15 protein-coding genes are annotated in these 16,144 nt (G+C 74.9%); 13 read left to right on the top strand and 2 right to left on the bottom strand.

The features are described from left to right. The first annotated feature begins 64 nt into the window (after positions 1-64). From rsmD to mutM, 7 genes are all read left to right on the top strand, one after another. Positions 65-649 (top strand): 16S rRNA (guanine(966)-N(2))-methyltransferase RsmD, encoded by a 585-nt coding sequence (rsmD, locus tag ACIOHG_RS22965; RefSeq protein WP_400953453.1) that lies wholly within the window; start codon positions 65-67, stop codon positions 647-649. Positions 650-684: 35 nt separating this feature from the next. Continuing rightward, positions 685-1,170, top strand: coding sequence for a pantetheine-phosphate adenylyltransferase (coaD, locus tag ACIOHG_RS22960; protein WP_400953452.1), 486 nt, complete (start codon positions 685-687; stop codon positions 1,168-1,170). 129 nt (positions 1,171-1,299) lie between these two features. Then, positions 1,300-2,439, top strand: a complete 1,140-nt coding sequence (locus ACIOHG_RS22955; protein WP_400953451.1) for an ATP synthase F0 subunit B — start codon at positions 1,300-1,302, stop codon at positions 2,437-2,439. A gap of 191 nt (positions 2,440-2,630) precedes the next feature. After that, entirely contained in the window at positions 2,631-3,224 is a 594-nt protein-coding gene (locus ACIOHG_RS22950; RefSeq protein WP_400953450.1) for a YceD family protein, read from the top strand. A gap of 49 nt (positions 3,225-3,273) precedes the next feature. Next, the gene (gene rpmF / locus ACIOHG_RS22945) at positions 3,274-3,447 is read left to right on the top strand and encodes a 50S ribosomal protein L32 (protein ID WP_035866499.1); all 174 of its coding nucleotides are present in this window, start codon (positions 3,274-3,276) and stop codon (positions 3,445-3,447) included. A 20-nt stretch (positions 3,448-3,467) separates the two neighbouring features. Continuing rightward, positions 3,468-4,274: a ribonuclease III gene (gene rnc / locus ACIOHG_RS22940; protein WP_400953550.1), complete on the top strand. Its 807-nt coding sequence runs from the start codon at positions 3,468-3,470 to the stop codon at positions 4,272-4,274. Between the two features lie 10 nt (positions 4,275-4,284). Next, entirely contained in the window at positions 4,285-5,142 is an 858-nt protein-coding gene (mutM, locus tag ACIOHG_RS22935) for a bifunctional DNA-formamidopyrimidine glycosylase/DNA-(apurinic or apyrimidinic site) lyase (protein ID WP_400953449.1), read from the top strand. Positions 5,143-5,179: 37 nt separating this feature from the next. Here mutM and ACIOHG_RS22930 read toward each other — a convergent pair whose 3' ends face one another. Further along, positions 5,180-6,094, bottom strand: a complete 915-nt coding sequence (locus ACIOHG_RS22930) for a hypothetical protein (RefSeq protein ID WP_400953448.1) — start codon at positions 6,092-6,094, stop codon at positions 5,180-5,182. 201 nt (positions 6,095-6,295) lie between these two features. Between ACIOHG_RS22930 and ACIOHG_RS22925 the strand changes: the two genes are divergently transcribed. Further along, positions 6,296-7,675, top strand: coding sequence for a hypothetical protein (locus ACIOHG_RS22925; RefSeq protein WP_400953447.1), 1,380 nt, complete (start codon positions 6,296-6,298; stop codon positions 7,673-7,675). An 84-nt stretch (positions 7,676-7,759) separates the two neighbouring features. On the opposite strand, the gene ACIOHG_RS22920 is transcribed toward ACIOHG_RS22925, so the two are convergent. Then, entirely contained in the window at positions 7,760-9,034 is a 1,275-nt protein-coding gene (locus ACIOHG_RS22920; RefSeq protein ID WP_400953446.1) for an MFS transporter, read from the bottom strand. Positions 9,035-9,203: 169 nt separating this feature from the next. Here ACIOHG_RS22920 and ACIOHG_RS22915 point away from each other — a divergent pair, with 169 nt between their 5' ends. The 5 genes from ACIOHG_RS22915 to ftsY all read left to right on the top strand — a co-directional run bounded on the left by ACIOHG_RS22915 (position 9,204) and on the right by ftsY (position 16,138). Beyond that, positions 9,204-10,010, top strand: a complete 807-nt coding sequence (locus ACIOHG_RS22915) for a hypothetical protein (RefSeq protein ID WP_400953445.1) — start codon at positions 9,204-9,206, stop codon at positions 10,008-10,010. 125 nt (positions 10,011-10,135) lie between these two features. After that, positions 10,136-10,429, top strand: a complete 294-nt coding sequence (locus ACIOHG_RS22910) for an acylphosphatase (protein WP_400953444.1) — start codon at positions 10,136-10,138, stop codon at positions 10,427-10,429. A 391-nt stretch (positions 10,430-10,820) separates the two neighbouring features. Then, the gene (locus ACIOHG_RS22905) at positions 10,821-11,024 is read left to right on the top strand and encodes a hypothetical protein (protein ID WP_400715427.1); all 204 of its coding nucleotides are present in this window, start codon (positions 10,821-10,823) and stop codon (positions 11,022-11,024) included. A 257-nt stretch (positions 11,025-11,281) separates the two neighbouring features. After that, positions 11,282-14,881, top strand: a complete 3,600-nt coding sequence (smc, locus tag ACIOHG_RS22900) for a chromosome segregation protein SMC (protein WP_400953443.1) — start codon at positions 11,282-11,284, stop codon at positions 14,879-14,881. A 24-nt stretch (positions 14,882-14,905) separates the two neighbouring features. Continuing rightward, positions 14,906-16,138 carry a signal recognition particle-docking protein FtsY gene (gene ftsY, locus ACIOHG_RS22895; protein ID WP_400953442.1) on the top strand — a complete coding sequence of 411 codons (1,233 nt, stop codon included), beginning with the start codon at positions 14,906-14,908 and terminating at the stop codon, positions 16,136-16,138. The last annotated feature ends 6 nt before the right edge of the window (positions 16,139-16,144 follow it).

The raw sequence follows: 16,144 nt of genomic DNA, 5'->3' as shown, positions 1-16,144 counted from the left end.
CCCCGCAGGTCGGCTATGGTCGGGCGCGCAGTTCCTCGCGCCCCCGCTCCGTAAGGACTTCCCCATGCCCCGCGTGATCGCCGGCGTCGCCGGAGGCCGCCCGCTCGCCGCGCCGCCCGGCCGGAACACCCGCCCGACCTCCGACAAGGCGCGGGAGGCGATGTTCTCCACCGTCGAGGCGCTGTACGGGCCGATCGGCGGGGCCCGGATGCTGGACCTGTTCGCGGGCAGCGGCGCGGTCGGCCTGGAGGCGCTCTCCCGCGGCGCGGGCCACGCGCTGCTGGTGGAGGCCGACCCGGCCGCCGCCCGCACGGTCCGGGAGAACGTCCGCGCGCTCGGCCTGCCCGGGGCCGAGGTGCGGGCCGAGAAGGCCGAGAAGGTGATCGCCGGGGCGCCCCCCGCCGAGCCCTACGACCTGGTCTTCCTGGACCCGCCGTACGCGGTGGCGGACGAGGTGCTGAGGGAGATGCTGGTCACACTGCGCTCGGGGGGCTGGTTGGCGGAGCATGTTCTCGTCACCGTGGAACGCAGCACCCGGGGCGGCGAGTTCGGTTGGCCGGACGGCTTCGAGGGGCTGCGCTCCCGCCGCTACGGCGAGGGCACGCTCTGGTACGGTCGCGCCGCTACCGGGGCCGAGCAAGACTCGTAGCCACGAACGTCCCGCCTCCCGAGGGAGCTTCAGCCATGCGCCGCGCCGTCTGCCCGGGGTCCTTCGACCCCATCACCAACGGACACCTGGACATCATCGAGCGCGCCTCGAAGCTGTACGACGTGGTGCACGTGGCGGTCCTGATCAACCGCAACAAGCAGGGCATGTTCTCGATCGACGAGCGGATCGGCCTGATCACCGAGACCACCGCGCACCTGGGCAACATCGAGGTGGAGTCGCACAGCGGCCTGCTGGTGGACTTCTGCCGCGAGCGCGGCATCCCGGCGATCATCAAGGGCCTGCGGGCGGCCGGCGACTTCGACTACGAACTGCAGATGGCGCAGATGAACCACGGCCTCACCGGCGTGGAGACGCTGTTCGTGCCGACCTCGCCGACGTACAGCTTCCTCTCCTCCAGCCTGGTCAAGGAGGTGGCCTCGCTGGGCGGCGACGTCTCCCACCTGCTGCCGCCGGTGGTGCACGAGCGGCTGGTCGAGCGGATCGCCGAACGCCGCAACTGACCGAGGCGTTGTGAGCGGCGGGGCGGGTGGCCGTACAGTCTGTACTCCCGGCCCCGGGAGTGGCGCCAGCGACGCCCGGGCACTGCCTCCGCCGCACCTCGGCGGCACACGGAAAGACAGAAGACACCCGTGGACGTGCAGCAGAAACTCGACGAGATCATCGCCCTGGTCGAGAAGGCCAAGGCGATGCCCATGTCGGCCTCCTGCGTGGTCAACCGCGCCGAGCTGACCGGCCTGCTCCGCGACCTGCGCGACGCCATGCCCGCCGAACTCGCCCAGGCGCAGTCGGTGGTGGCGGACCACCAGCAGATGGTGGCCGACGCCCAGGCGCAGGCCGACCACATCATCCGCGGCGCGCACGACGAGCGCGGCTCGCTGATCTCCGACACCGAGGTGGTGCGCCAGGCCCAGGCCGAGGCGGACCGGGTGCGCGCCGAGGCCCGCGCCGAGGTGGAGGCCAAGCGCGCCGAGGCGGACGACTACGTCGACTCCAAGCTCGCCAACTTCGAGGTGGTGCTGACCAAGACGCTGGGCGCGGTCGGCCGCGGCCGGCAGAAGCTGCGCGGCGACTCCGGCGTCTACGAGCCGGAGCAGGACGGGGCCGAGGACGGCGAGGAGTTCCGGCCGCGGACCAGCCCCAGCCCGGAGGCCGACGAGTACGTCGACGTGAAGCTCGCCACCTTGGAGGCGGTGCTCTCCGCCACCCTGGAGGCGGTCGGCAAGGGCCGCGACAAGCTGCTCGGCAAGGCCCCGATCGACGAGCTGGGCGCCTACCTGGCCGCCGCCGACGAGGCCCAGCAGCTCAAGGACCGGGCCGAGGCGGTCGCGGCCGGCTTCTCCGACGAGGGCGAGCAGTCCTGGTACGCGGACGTCCCGCAGCAGCAGTCCTGGCCGGAGCAGACCCCGGCCGCGGCCGGCTGGCAGAACCCCGCCGAGGACCTGTACGCCCAGCCGCAGGCCCCGCAGTACGCCGAGGTGTACGGCGGCGGCTACGACCCGGCCGCGGCCCCGCAGACCGACCCGTACGGCCAGCCCTACGGGCACCAGCAGCCGGTCGACCCGTACTACCAGCAGCAGTACCAGCAGCAGCCGCAGCAGGGCTTCGACCAGTGGGGCAACCCGCTGCCCGCCGACCCGTACGGCTACCAGCAGCAGCAACCCCAGCAGCAGCCGACCCAGGTGCCGCAGCAGGGCGGGCTGGACGAGACCAGTTTCTTCGACACCAGCATGATCGACATGACCCGGCTGCGGGAGCTCGGCGGCCGCTGAGCGCCGCCCGGCCGCCGGGGTCCGGCGGCCGGGGGACGGGCGAGTTGGGTTGGACGCGGAGTCTCCGGTAGTCTGACCACTCCGGCCTGTTCGTGCCGGGTTCGCCGTGTGCCCGCGACCGGGCCGCGCACCGCAGAAGCCACCTTCGCGCCACGCAGGGATGCGTGCCGCCACCAGGAAGTCAGGAAACCTTGAACCGCCTCGACCACCGCGACCCGCTCGTGTTCGACACGCACGAGCTCGGCCGTCGCCCCGGATCGCTGCGCAAGGTGACCCGAACCCTGGAGGCCCCGGCGGAGCTGGGCATCGCGGACGTGATCGGCGTCCCCGAGAAGAGCGAGATCAAGCTGGAGCTCCGCCTGGAGTCCGTGGTCGAGGGCGTGCTGGTCACCGGCACCGCCGAGGCCGAGGTCGCCGGCGAGTGCTCGCGCTGCCTGGAGCCGGTGGAGGACGACCTGACGGTCGACTTCCAGGAGCTCTACTACTACCCGGAGTCCGAGGAGCGGCACCGCGCGATCGCGGGGGACGACTTCGACGAGGAGTCCGAGGACGAGACTTACCGCCTGGAGGGCGACCTGTTCGACCTCCAGCCGGTGCTGCGTGACGCGGTGGTGCTCGCACTGCCGCTGCAGCCGGTGTGCCAGGACGACTGCCTGGGCCTGTGCTCCGAGTGCGGGGCACGCCTGAGCGACGACCCGGCGCACCACCACGATGCCGCCGACCCCCGGTGGGCGGCTCTGCAGGGACTCTCCGCCGCCCCCGGCGACGAGGGTGACGAGGAATAAGACACAGCGCTGCCCGTGAGGGCCTCGCCGTAGAACCAGGAGATTTACCGTGGCTGTTCCGAAGCGGAAGATGTCGCGCAGCAACACGCGTCACCGCCGGTCCAACTGGAAGGCCGTCGTGCCCGCGCTCGTCGCGTGCGACCGCTGCCACGAGCCGAAGCTCGCGCACATCGCGTGCCCGAGCTGCGGCACGTACAACCGTCGCCAGGTCCTCTCGGTCTGATCGGCGGGGTGCACGGATCGATGTCGGACGGTGGCAACTCCTCCCGCAAGCCGAACTCCGCGAGCAACGGGGGTAAGGGCGGCGGGCCGGCTTCGACCGAATACGACGTCCTGGAAGGGCGCCTCGGGTACCCGCTCGAGCGCGCCCTTCTGGTGCGTGCCCTGACGCACCGCTCGTACGCGTACGAGAACGGCGGTCTGCCCACCAACGAGCGCCTGGAGTTCCTCGGCGACTCGGTGCTGGGCCTGGTGGTGACCGACACCCTCTACCGCCTCCACCCGGAGGTCGCCGAGGGGACGCTCGCCAAGCTGCGCGCCGCGGTGGTGAACTCCCGCGCGCTCGCCGAGGTCGGCCGCGGCCTGGACCTCGGTGCCTTCATCCGGCTCGGCAAGGGCGAGGAGGGCACCGGCGGACGCGACAAGTCCTCGATCCTCGCGGACACCGTCGAGGCCGTGATCGGGGCGATCTACCTCGACAAGGGCCTGGACTCCGCCACGGACTTCGTCCACCAGCTGTTCGACCCGCTGATCGCGGAGTCCGCGCAGCTCGGCGCCGGACTCGACTGGAAGACCAGCCTCCAGGAGCTCACCGCGGCCGTCGGCATCGGCGTGCCCGAGTACGTGGTCACCGAGTCCGGACCGGACCACGAGAAGACCTTCACCGCCGCCGCGCGGGTGGCCGGGCAGGACTACGGCTCCGGCAGCGGCCGGTCGAAGAAGGAGGCCGAGCAGAAGGCCGCCGAATCGGCCTGGCGCTCGATCAAGGCCCAGAACGAGGCCGCCCACGCTCCCGCGGCCCAGGGCGAGCAGCCCGCCGCGGCCGGCTGAGCCGCCCGCCGTGCCCGAACTGCCCGAGGTCGAGGTCGTCCGCCGCGGTCTGGCCCGCTGGGCCGCCGGACGCACCGTCGCCGAGGCCGAGGTGCTGCACCCGCGGGCCGTCCGCCGGCAGGCCGGTGGCGCCGAGGAGTTCGCCGCGCTGCTGCGCGGCCGCACCCTCGGCGCGCCGCAGCGCCGCGGCAAGTACCTGTGGGTGCCGCTCGGCGACGGCCTGTCGATGATCGGCCACCTCGGGATGAGCGGCCAACTCCTGATCCAGGAACCGGAGATGGCCCCCTCGGTGCACCTGCGGGCCCGGGTCCGGTTCACCGACGGCGGCACCGAACTGCGCTTCGTCGACCAGCGCACCTTCGGCGGCCTCGCCGTCGAGGAGGCCGAGGCCGACGACCCCGAGGGCACCCCGCTCTCGCTCGCGCACATCGCCCGTGACCCGCTCGACGCCCGCTTCGACGACGCCGCCTTCGCCACCGCCCTGCGGGCGAAGCGCACCACCGTCAAGCGCGCCCTGCTCGACCAGACCCTGATCAGCGGCGTCGGCAACATCTACGCCGACGAGGCGCTCTGGCGCAGCCGCCTGCACTTCGACCGCCCCACCGCGACGCTGACCCGCCCCGCCGCGCTCGAACTGCTCGGCCACGCCCGGGACGTGATGACGGCGGCGCTGGCCGTCGGCGGCACCAGCTTCGACTCGATGTACGTCAACGTCAACGGCGAGAGCGGCTACTTCTCCCGCGACCTCGACGCCTACGGCCGCGAGGGCGAGCCCTGCCGCCGCTGCGGCAGCGCGATGCGCCGGGACGCCTGGATGAACCGCTCCAGCTACTCCTGCCCGAAGTGCCAGCGCCCGCCCCGGGCCTGATCGTCCGGCAGCCCCGGGGCGGCGACCCCGCGCGCCGTCAGTTCGCGCTGCCCGCCGGGGACTTCCGCTCCTCCTCGGCGGCCTGCAGCGCCCCGCCCTCGTCGCCGAAGTAGGCGACGCCGACGGCGCTGGCCACGGCGAGGACGAAGCCGGCGGCGGCCAGCCAGCCCAGGCCGGCCCGGGAGGAGTCGCCCAGCCACAGGACGCCGACCGCGCCCGGGACCACGGTCTCGCCGACCACCAGGGCGGCCGTCGCGCCGTTCACCGAACCGATCTGCAGGGCGATGGTGTGCAGGTACATGCCGCCGATGCCGCCGACCAGGATCGCGTACAGCGCCGGGTCGGCGAGCAGCGCGCCGAGCGAGAACGGCTCGATGCCGTCCAGGATGCGCACGCCGATGCCGAGCGCGCCGAAGCCGAGGCCGGAGAGCAGGCCGGCCACGATCGCCCCGCCGGTCCCGAGCCGGCGGACGATCAGCGCGCCGCCGGCGATCAGCACCACCGAGCCGATCAGCAGCCACCAGTGGAAGGACCGGTCCGCGTGGTGCCCGCCCTCCGGTCCGGCCGCGACCGCCAGCAGCACCAGGGCGCTGCACAGCACGCCGATCGACAGCCACTCCAACTGCCGCAGCCGCAGCCCGAGCAGCCGCACCGAGAGCACCGCGGTGATCACCAGGTTGGCGCTGATGATGGTCTGCGAGAGGAACAGCGGCAGCAGCCGGGCGGCCAGCGCGCCGAGGCCGAAGCCGACGAAGTCCAGCACCGTGCCGAGGATGAACTCCCAGGTGACGGCGGCCTTCGCGGTGGAGGACAGGCTCGGCCCGCCGTGCTCGGTGACGGCGCCGGCGGCGGCCTCCTGCCGGGCCGAGCGGCGGGTGCCGAGGGCTTGCAGCACCGAGCCGGTGCCGTAGCAGGCGGACGCCGCGACGGCGGTGACGAGACCGAGGATCACCTGGGGGCTCCTGTCGGGGGAGTGGAAGATCGTCACCACTATGCCCGCTCCGCGCCCCCGTCCGGACCGCCGGGCCCGAACTCCGGCCGGTCGGCGGGGGTCCCGGCCGCCGCCCTCGCCCTGCGGTAGGGGGCGGCACCGGGGTCGGACGGTACCGGGGGCGGACCCCGGGCGGGCCCGCGGACCGGTACGGTCGGGACCATGAGAACTGTGCCCCGCCGCCCCCGGACCACCGGGCCCGCCGCCGCCCTCGGGGCGGCGCTGCTCGGCCTGCTGATGGTGTTCGGCCTGGCGGCGCCCGCCTCGGCGTCCGGCCTGAACGACGCGGCCGACGCGCTGAAGAAGACCCAGGTGTACGTCGACCCGGCGATGACCGGCCGGTTCTCCCAGGAGCAGGCCGACCGGCTAGCCGCCAAGCTGAAGTCGGCCGACAAGCCGGTCTTCGTCGCGGTGGTGCCGGACAGCGAGGCCTACCCGGGCAAGAACCTCTTCACCGACCTGCGCACCAAGGTCGGCATCGTCGGCGTCTACGCGGTCTGGCGCGGCGACGCGTTCAAGGCGCAGTCCGACGCGAAGGCGCTGCCCGGCGCCGCCACCGAGCGGATCGCGGGCGCCGCGTTCCGCTCGCACGGCGGCGACATCGCCGCCACCGTGAACGAGTTCGTCGACCAGGCGGTGCGGCAGACCAAGGGCGACGGCCCGCAGCACAGCACCTCGATCGCCTGGATCCTGGTCCCGCTGCTGCTGCTCGCACTGGCCGGCGCCGGCGTGTTCCTGCTGTTCCGCCGGTCGAAGAAGCGCAAGGAGGAGAAGCTCCGTGCCGACCTGGACCGGCTGCGCACCGTGGTGGACGAGGACATCACCGCCTTCGGCGAGGAGCTGGACCGGCTCGACTTCAGCCCCGGCGCCCCCGACGCGGACGACGCCCAGCGCGCCGACTACACCAGCGCCCTCGACTCCTACGACCTGGCCAAGCGGACCATGGACGGGGCGAAGCAGCCCGAGGACGTCCGCCCCGTCACCGAGGCGCTGGAGCAGGGCCGGTTCGCGCTGGCCTCGCTGGCGGCCCGCCGCGAGGGCCGGCCGCTGCCGGAGCGCCGCGTCCCGTGCTTCTTCGACCCGCGGCACGGCCCGTCCGTCACCGACGTCCAGTGGGCCCCGCCCGGCGGCGCCCCGCGCACCGTCCCGGCCTGCGCCGAGGACGCGGCCCGGCTGGCAGGCGGCCAGGACCCGGACGTCCGCACCGTGCACACCGAGCACGGCGACCAGCCGTACTGGAACGCCGGTCCCGCCTACAGCCCCTGGGCGGGCGGCTACTTCGGCGGCGGCCTGCTGCCCGGCCTGTTGGTCGGCACCATGCTCGGCTCGATGCTCTCCACCCCCGGCTACGCGTACGCGGCCGACTACGGCCACGGCGGCGGTGGCTACGACTACAACGACGGTGCGGACGCCGGCGAGTACTCGGGCGCCGACTTCAACGGGTCGGACTTCGACAGCGGCTTCGGCGACAGCGGCGGCGATTTCGGCGGCGGTGGCGACTTCGGTGGTGGCGGGGACTTCGGCGGCGGCGGCGACTTCTGACGCCGGGTCACCCCTCGCGCGGCCCGTACGGCCCCCGGACCGGGAACGGTCCGGGGGCCGTCCCGCGTCCGGGGTCCGCGCGGGTCAGCCCGTCCGGGCGGGCGCGGCCGGGCGCGGTTCGGCGGGGGAGCCGGGGGACTCCGGGGAGTCGGCGGGCTCCCGGCGGCCCAGGACCGCCAGCGTCACCGCGCAGGACGCCAGTTGGAACGCGGCGCCGCAGCCCAGCACGGTGCCCGCCCCGTACGCGTCGCCGACCGGCCCGGCCAGCGCCAGCCCGACCGGCCCGAAGGCGAAGGCCCCGAGCGTCCCGTCCGCGCTGACCCGGCCCAGCGCCTCCGGCGGGACGTGCCGCTGGGTCAGCGCGGCGAACAGCGAACCGCAGACCACCGAGGTGACGCCCGCCCCGGCCGCCGCCACCGCCACGGCGGGCAGCGGCCAGCCGAGCGCCAGCGCCCCCGAGGGCAGCGCCCAGCCCGCGGTCACCGCGACCGCCGTGCGCAGCGGCCGCCGGGGCCGGCGGCCGAGCAGCAGCAGCCCGCCGAGCACCGCGCCCGCCCCGTAGGCGCCCATCACCAGGCCCCAGCCGCCCGCGCCGCCGAGGCGCTCGCGGGCCAGCACCGGGCCGAGTACCAGGAACGGCGCCCAGACCAGCAGGTTGAACAGGCAGGCCTGCAGGGCGCTCACCCACTGCCAGCGCCGGGAGGCGAACTCGGCCCAGCCGGCCCGCAGTTCGGTGACCAGTGACTCCCCGGCGGCCGGGCGGGCGGCCGCCGGCAGGCGCAGCAGGGCCAGCGCGGCCAGGCCCGCCGCGTAGCTGGCCGCGTCCACCGCGAGCACCCAGCCGGGGCCGGCGGCGGCGGTGAGCAGGCCCGCCAGGGCCGGCCCGGCCACCAGGGCGCCGTTCCGGGCGATGCCCAGCAGGGCGTTGGCGTCGGCCAGGTCACCGGCCGGGACGAGCCGGGGCAGCAGTGCGTCCAGCGCGGGCATGAACACCGCCTCGGCCAGGCCCCAGAGCACCATCAGCGCCGCCAGCGCCCAGATCCGGCCCTGCCCGGCGAACAGCAGCGCCGCCATCGCGGCCTGGGTCAGGCAGCGCAGCGCGTCCGAGCCGAGCATCACCCGCCGCGCCCCGAGCCGGTCCGCGGCCGCCCCGCCGAGCACCAGCAGCAGCACGATCGGCAGGATGCGCGCCGTCATCACCACCCCGAGCCCGGAGCCGCCGCCCCCGCCGTCCAGGACCGCGAAGGCCACCGCCACCGAGGCCATCGAGGACCCGAACAGGGAGACGGCGTAACCCGTGAAGAAGAGGCGGAACTCCCGCCCGTGCAGGGCGGCGAACCGCCGCGAGATCGGCTTCATGCCCGGCAGACTGCCCCGGCGGCGGGGCCGCCGACAAGGGGTTCCGGCGGAAAACTTGAGCGGATCGGCATCAATTTTCGAGCGGTCGGGATGTGCCGCAGTAAATCGTGCATTTACCGCTGTAGAAGCGATGATTGACGGCTCGTCCGGGCGACGGTTTACTGCGGGAGTGACACCTGTCGAGTACGCCGTCGCCGTCGACCGTTACCTGGCCGGCGCCCCGCTCGCGGAGGGCTCCCGCCGGGTCTACCGGATCGCCCTGCGGACCTGGGCCTGGCTGCTGGTCGGCCGCACCTCGCCCACCGGGCCGCAGCGCCGCCGGGCCGCCCCGCCGGTGCTGCCGCTCGCCGCCCTGGACGGGCCGGACGCGCCCGGCCGGGTCGCCGGGGCGTTCGCGGCCCGCGCCGCCGAGGTCGGCCCGCGCACCGCCAACCGCGAACTCGCCGCGCTGTGCTCCGCCGCCCGCTGGTGGTGCGCGCAGGGGTGGCTGGCGGCCGACCCGGCGGCCGGGGTGCGCCCCCTGTCGGCCGCCGGACCCGCCGGACCCGCCCCGGGCCCGGCCGATGACCGGGTGCGGGCCGTCCTGGCCCTGCGGGCGCCGCTGCGCGAGAAGGTGCTCTGGCACCTGGTACGGGAGACCGGCGCCCCGATCGGACAGCTGCTGGCGCTGGACGTGGACGCGCTCGACCTGGCGAACCGTCAGGCCCGTGCCGCCGCCGGGGAGCGCCCGCTGCGCTGGCGCGGCGGCGCGGCCCGGCTGCTGCCGCTGCTGGTGGCCGGGCGCACCGCCGGCCCGCTGTTCCTCACCGACCGCCGGGCCCCGGCCGGCACGCCCGCCGCCGACCGCTGCCCGCTGACCGGCCGCGGCCGGCTCTCCTACCGGCGGGCCGCCGAACTGTTCACCGCCGCCACCGCCCCGCTCGACCCGGCCGGCCGGGGGTGGACGCTGCACCTGCTGGCCGAGCCGCGCCGCTGAGCGCCGTCCGCCGCCGCCGACGGGAAGGGAAGGGGTGAACGCCGCCGCGCCGGTGGGGAGGCTCGGTGGAAGGGGCGTGAAGCCCGTTCCGTGCGCCCCCAAAGTGCCCGACTATGGTCGGACACATGCAAGGTCACGACAGCCACCACCCGGTCCGCGCCACCATCTGGGTGCGCGGGCGCGTCCAGCAGGTGGGGTTCCGCTGGTGGACCAGGGCGAGGGCCCTGGAGATCGGGCTGACGGGTTACACGAGCAACCTCGGGGACGGCCGGGTCCAGGTGGTCGCCGAGGGTTCGCGGGTCGACTGCGAGCGCCTGCTCGCCGCGCTGCGCGGGCCCGGAACGCCAGGTCGGGTCAGCGGGGTCACCGAGATCTGGACCGCCGTGGGGGACGGGTACCAGGGCTTCGTGATCCGATGAGCACACCGCAGTTGCCGGTCGGAGGAGAGCCGCCGGCAACTGCCGGTGTCACGCGGTTGCCTTCGGGGCAGACTCGTGGTTGACTCCGCAGGCGTAGTGATCCACTACCCCGACCGCCGGTGTGTCCACCCCGCCGAGCAGGTGACAGGGGCGCGGTAGCGTGCGGTGATCGTGTTGACCCGTACGGTCTTTGGTGAGACGCTGGAAACCCGCGCACAGGTCCGAGTTTACCGGCGGGGCATTGCCGTGCGGGCGCGTCACGGAGGCGCTCCCAGCTGCGGCTGCCCTCGTAGTGCCCAGCCAGCACGTCCGGCGCCCAGACGCGTGCGCTTCCCTTCCCCCAAGACCCACCGTACACGGTTCGGTCACTCAGCGTGGAGGACCACACATCATGGCAAAGGCGCTTCTCGGGTACGTCGGCGGCCCCGACCCGCGAATGCTCTCCGAGATGCGGCGGCTGCAGCAGCGCGTCCTGGACCTGGAGAACGAGCTCGCCAAGCTCCAGTCCGAGAACGACGCCCTGACTGCCGTCGCCGACGAGCACTCGCTGCTCAGCAGCATCGACCTGGACCAGCGCGAGCCGGCCCTGACCTGACCGTCGCCCACCGCCCCCGGGACGGGGGCCCCGTGATCGACGCGGTGCACTGAGCTTCCCCGGCGAGGGGATGGCAGCTTGCGAGGGACGTCCGTGCCGGACGTCCCTTCGTCGTTCCCGGGCCCGCCGTGCCCGGCCCCGCTCCTGGGCCCGCCGCGTCCGCCGCGTTCCCGGCCCGTCGCGCCCGCCCGCCGTTCCCGGCCGGATACAGTCGCCGACGGGCGGCACCGGTACACGGACGGCGAGGAGGCGGGCGGATGCACCTGAAGAGCCTGACCCTGCGCGGGTTCAAGTCCTTCGCCTCCGCGACCACCCTGCGCTTCGAACCCGGCATCACCTGCGTGGTCGGCCCGAACGGCTCCGGCAAGTCCAACGTGGTCGACGCGCTCTCCTGGGTGATGGGCGAGCAGGGCGCCAAGTCGCTGCGCGGCGGCAAGATGGAGGACGTCATCTTCGCCGGCACCAGCGGGCGCCCCCCGCTCGGCCGCGCCGAGGTCAGCCTCACCATCGACAACACCGACGGCGCCCTGCCGATCGACTACACCGAAGTCACCATCACCCGGACGATGTTCCGCAACGGCGGCAGCGAGTACGCGCTCAACGGCACCGTCTGCCGGCTGCTCGACATCCAGGAACTGCTCTCCGACTCCGGCATCGGCCGCGAGATGCACGTCATCGTCGGCCAGGGCCAGCTCGACTCCGTGCTGCACGCCGACCCGATGGGGCGGCGCGCCTTCATCGAGGAGGCAGCCGGCGTCCTCAAGCACCGCAAGCGCAAGGAGAAGGCGCTGCGGAAGCTCGACGCGATGCAGACCAACCTCAACCGCGTCCAGGACCTGGTCGCCGAACTGCGCCGCCAGCTCGGCCCGTTGGGGCGGCAGGCGAAGATCGCCCGGCGGGCCGCCGGCATCCAGGCCGAACTGCGCGACGCCCGGCTGCGGCTGCTCGCCGACGACCTGCTCACGCTGCGCCGGGCCGTCGAGGCCGAGGTCGCCGACGAGCTGGCGCTCAAGCTCCGCCGCACCACCGTCGAGCAGGAACTCGCCGCCGCCATCCAGCGCGAGGCCGTCCTGGAGGCCCAGGTCGGACAGCTCGGACCGGCCCTGGAGGCCGCCCGGCAGACCTGGTACCGGCTCTCCGCGCTGGCCGAGCGCACCCGCGGCACCGTCGGACTCGCCGAGGCCCGGGTCCGGGCCGCCGCCACCGCCGGGCAGCTGGAGGAGCGGCGCGGCCGCGACCCCGAGGACCTGGAGCGCGAGGCCGCCCGGGTCCGCGAGGACGAGGCCGCCCTCGAAGCGGCCCTGGAGGAGGCCCGGTACGCCCTCGCCGAGGCCGGCGAGCACCGCGCCGAACTCGAACGCGCCCTCGCCGCCGAGGAGTTGCGGCTCCGGGCGGCCGCCCGGGCGATCGCCGACCGGCGCGAGGGACTGGCCCGGCTGCAGGGCCGGGCCGCCGCCGCGCAGTCCCGGGCCGCCGCCGCCGAGGCCGAGAGCGAACGCCTCGCCACCGCCCGCGACGAGGCGCTGCTGCGGGCCGAGGCCGCCCAGGCCGAGTACGAGCAACTGCGGGAGCACGGCGCGGAGTCCGCCGCCGGGGACGAGGAGCTGGACGCCCGGCACGAACGGGCCCGGGAGGCGCTGAAGGCCGCCGAACGCGCGGTGTCCGCCGCCCGCGAGGCACTGACCGCCGCCGAGAAGGAACGCGCCGCCCTCGGCGCCCGGCACGACGCCCTCGCCCTCGGACTGCGCCGCAAGGACGGCAGCGGCGCCCTGCTCGGCCGCCCCGGCGTGCACGGTCCCGCCGCCGAACTCCTCGTCGTGGAACCCGGGTTCGAGCTGGCGGTGGCCGCCGGGCTCGGCGCCGCGGCGGACGCGGTGGCGGTCGACGGCACGGCCGCGGCCGCTGCCGCACTGGCCTGGCTGCGCGCCGAGGACGGCGGGCGGGCCGCGCTGCTGATCGCCGACACCGACACCGACGCCGACGCCGACGCGGCAGCCGTGCACCGGGTGCCCGCCGGTGGGCGCCCGGCCGGGGAACTGGTCGGCGGGCCGGCCGGGGTCGCGGGCGCCGCGCGGCGACTCCTGGAATCCGTCGCCGTGGTCGAAGACCTGGACGCCGCCCGGGAGTTGATCGCCGCCGACCCGCGCTGGACGGCCGTCACCCGGGACGGCGACCTGCTCTCCGCCGCCCTCGCGCACGGCGGCTCGGCCGGGGCGCCCAGCCCGCTGGAGACCCGGGCCGCCGTCACCGAGGCCGCCCGCGGCATCGAAGAACTCGACACCCGCTGCGCCGAGTTGGCCGAGCAGCTGGCCGCCGCCCGCGAACAACGCACCGAACTGGCCGCCGAGGTCGAGCAGTTGGCCGCCGTGCGGCGGCAGGGCGAGCAGCGGCGGGCCGAACTCGCCGGAGCGCTCGGCCGCTCCGGCGGCGCCGCCCGGGCCGCCGCCGGCGAGGCCGAGCGGACCGCCACCGCCGCCGCCAAGGCCGAGAGCGGCCTCGCCGAGGCCCGGGCCGCCGCCGAGGAGGCCGCCGAACGCCTGGCCGCCGCCGAGGAGTCGGCCGACGGCGGCGAGGACGAGCCCGACCCGGCCGAACGCGACCGGCTGGCCGCCGCCGCCACCGACGCCCGGCAGGCCGAGACGGAGTCCCGGCTCGCCGTCCGCACCCACGAGGAGCGGGTCCGCTCGCTGGCCGGCCGCGCCGACCAGCTGGACCGGGCCGCCCGCGCCGAACGGGAGTCCCGGGCCCGGGCCGCCGAACGCCGCGCACGGGCCCGCCGGGAGTCCGCCGTCGCCACCGCCGTCGCCACCGGCGCCCGGCACCTGCTCGGCCGGATCGAGGAGGCCCTGGTCGGCGCCGAGGCCGACCGGGCCGCCGTCGAGGCCGACCGCACCGCCCGCGAGGGCGAACTGCGACAGTTCCGCGAGCACGGCCGCACCCTCAAGGCCGAACTCGACCGGCTGGTCGACGCCGGGCACCGGGACGAGGTGCTGCGGGCCGAGAAGAAGCTCCGGATCGAGCAGTTGGAGACCCGGGCGCTGGAGGAGTTCGGCCTGGCCGGCCCCGACCTGCTCGCCGAGTACGGTCCCGACCGCCCCGTCCCCGCCCCGCCCGCCGAGGACGGCGCCGAACCCGGCGAGGACGGGGCCGAACCCGCCGAGCCCCGCCCGTACGTCCGGGCCGAGGTGGAGCAGCGGCTCAAGGCCGCCGAGCGCGCCCACCAGCAGCTCGGCAAGGTCAACCCGCTCGCGCTGGAGGAGTTCGCCGCGCTGGAGGCCCGGCACCGGTTCCTCGGCGAGCAGCTGGACGACCTGCGCAAGAGCCGCCGCGACCTGATGGACATCGTCCGGGACGTCGACACCCGGGTCGAACAGCTCTTCACCGCCGCCTACCACGACACCGCCGCCCAGTTCGAGGGCGTCTTCTCCCGGCTGTTCCCCGGCGGCGAGGGGCGGCTGGTCCTCACCGACCCGGAGAACATGCTCACCACCGGCGTCGAGGTCGAGGCCCGCCCGCCCGGCAAGAAGGTCAAGCGCCTCTCGCTGCTCTCCGGCGGCGAGCGCTCGCTGACCGCCGTCGCCCTGCTGGTGTCGATCTTCAAGGCCCGGCCCAGCCCGTTCTACGTCATGGACGAGGTCGAGGCCGCCCTCGACGAGACCAACCTGCGCCGGCTGATCGGGATCATGGAGGAGCTCCGGGAGAGCTCCCAACTGATCGTCATCACCCACCAGAAGCTCACCATGGAGTCCGCCGACGCCCTCTACGGCGTCACCATGAAGGGCGACGGCATCTCGCAGGTGATCAGCCAGCGGCTGCGGCTGCCCGGGCAGCGGGAAACACAGCAGAGCACGACATAGGCGCTAAGTGATACTGGACGGGTTATGGAATACGTGATCCTTGCCGTTGTCATCGCGGTGGTCGCCATCGGCGCGATCACCGGACTCGTCGTTTCCGGCAGACGACGCAAAGAGCTGGACAAGCCCGGGCAGGCCCCGGTCGTCACCGCGCCGAAGGCCCCGGAGAAGGTCGGGCCCGCGGCTCCGCAGACCCCGGCGGCCCCGTGGACCGTCGAGCCGGAGGCGGCCCCGGCCGAGCCGGGAGCCACCGCGGTGCCCGTCGACGGGACCGTCGAGGAGGCCGTCGAGGAGCCCACCGCCGCCGAGGCGGCGGCCGCGCCCGAGCTGGAGGTGCCCGAGCCGACGGCCGGCCGCCTGGTCCGGCTGCGCTCCCGGCTCTCGCGCTCGCAGTCCACCCTCGGCAAGGGCCTGCTCACGCTGCTCTCCCGGGACCGGCTCGACGACGACACCTGGGAGGAGATCGAGGAGACCCTGCTGGTCGCGGATGTCGGCGTCGGCGCCACCCAGGAGCTGGTCGAGAACCTGCGCACCCGGGTCAAGGTGCTCGGCACCCGCACCCCCGAGGAGCTGCGCGGCCTGCTCCGCGAGGAGCTGGTGAAGCTGATCGGCCCGGACACCGACCGCACCGTCCACTCGGTCAAGCACGAGGACGGCCCGGCCGTCGTCCTGGTGGTCGGCGTCAACGGCGTCGGCAAGACCACCACCACCGGCAAGCTGGCCCGGGTCCTGGTCGCCGACGGGCGCAAGGTGGTGCTCGGCGCCGCCGACACCTTCCGCGCCGCCGCCGCCGACCAGCTCCAGACCTGGGGCGAGCGGGTCGGCGCGCACACCGTCCGCGGCCCCGAGGGCGGCGACCCGGCGTCGGTCGCCTTCGACGCCGTCAAGCAGGGCATCGCCGACGGCGTCGACACCGTCCTGATCGACACCGCCGGCCGGCTGCACACCAAGACCGGCCTGATGGACGAGCTGGGCAAGGTCAAGCGGGTCGTCGAGAAGCACGGCCCGGTCGACGAGGTGCTGCTGGTGCTGGACGCCACCACCGGCCAGAACGGCCTGGTCCAGGCCCGGGTGTTCGCCGAGGTGGTCGACATCACCGGCATCGTGCTCACCAAGCTGGACGGCACCGCCAAGGGCGGCATCGTGATCTCGGTGCAGCGCGAACTCGGCGTCCCGGTCAAGCTGATCGGCCTTGGCGAGGGCGCCGACGACCTCGCCCCGTTCGAGCCCGGGGCGTTCGTGGACGCGCTGCTCGGCTAGCCGCCG

The sequence above is a fragment of the Kitasatospora sp. NPDC088134 genome (genome assembly GCF_044741705.1).
Taxonomy (GTDB): domain Bacteria; phylum Actinomycetota; class Actinomycetes; order Streptomycetales; family Streptomycetaceae; genus Kitasatospora.
This window is presented reverse-complemented; position numbering and strand designations above follow the sequence as displayed.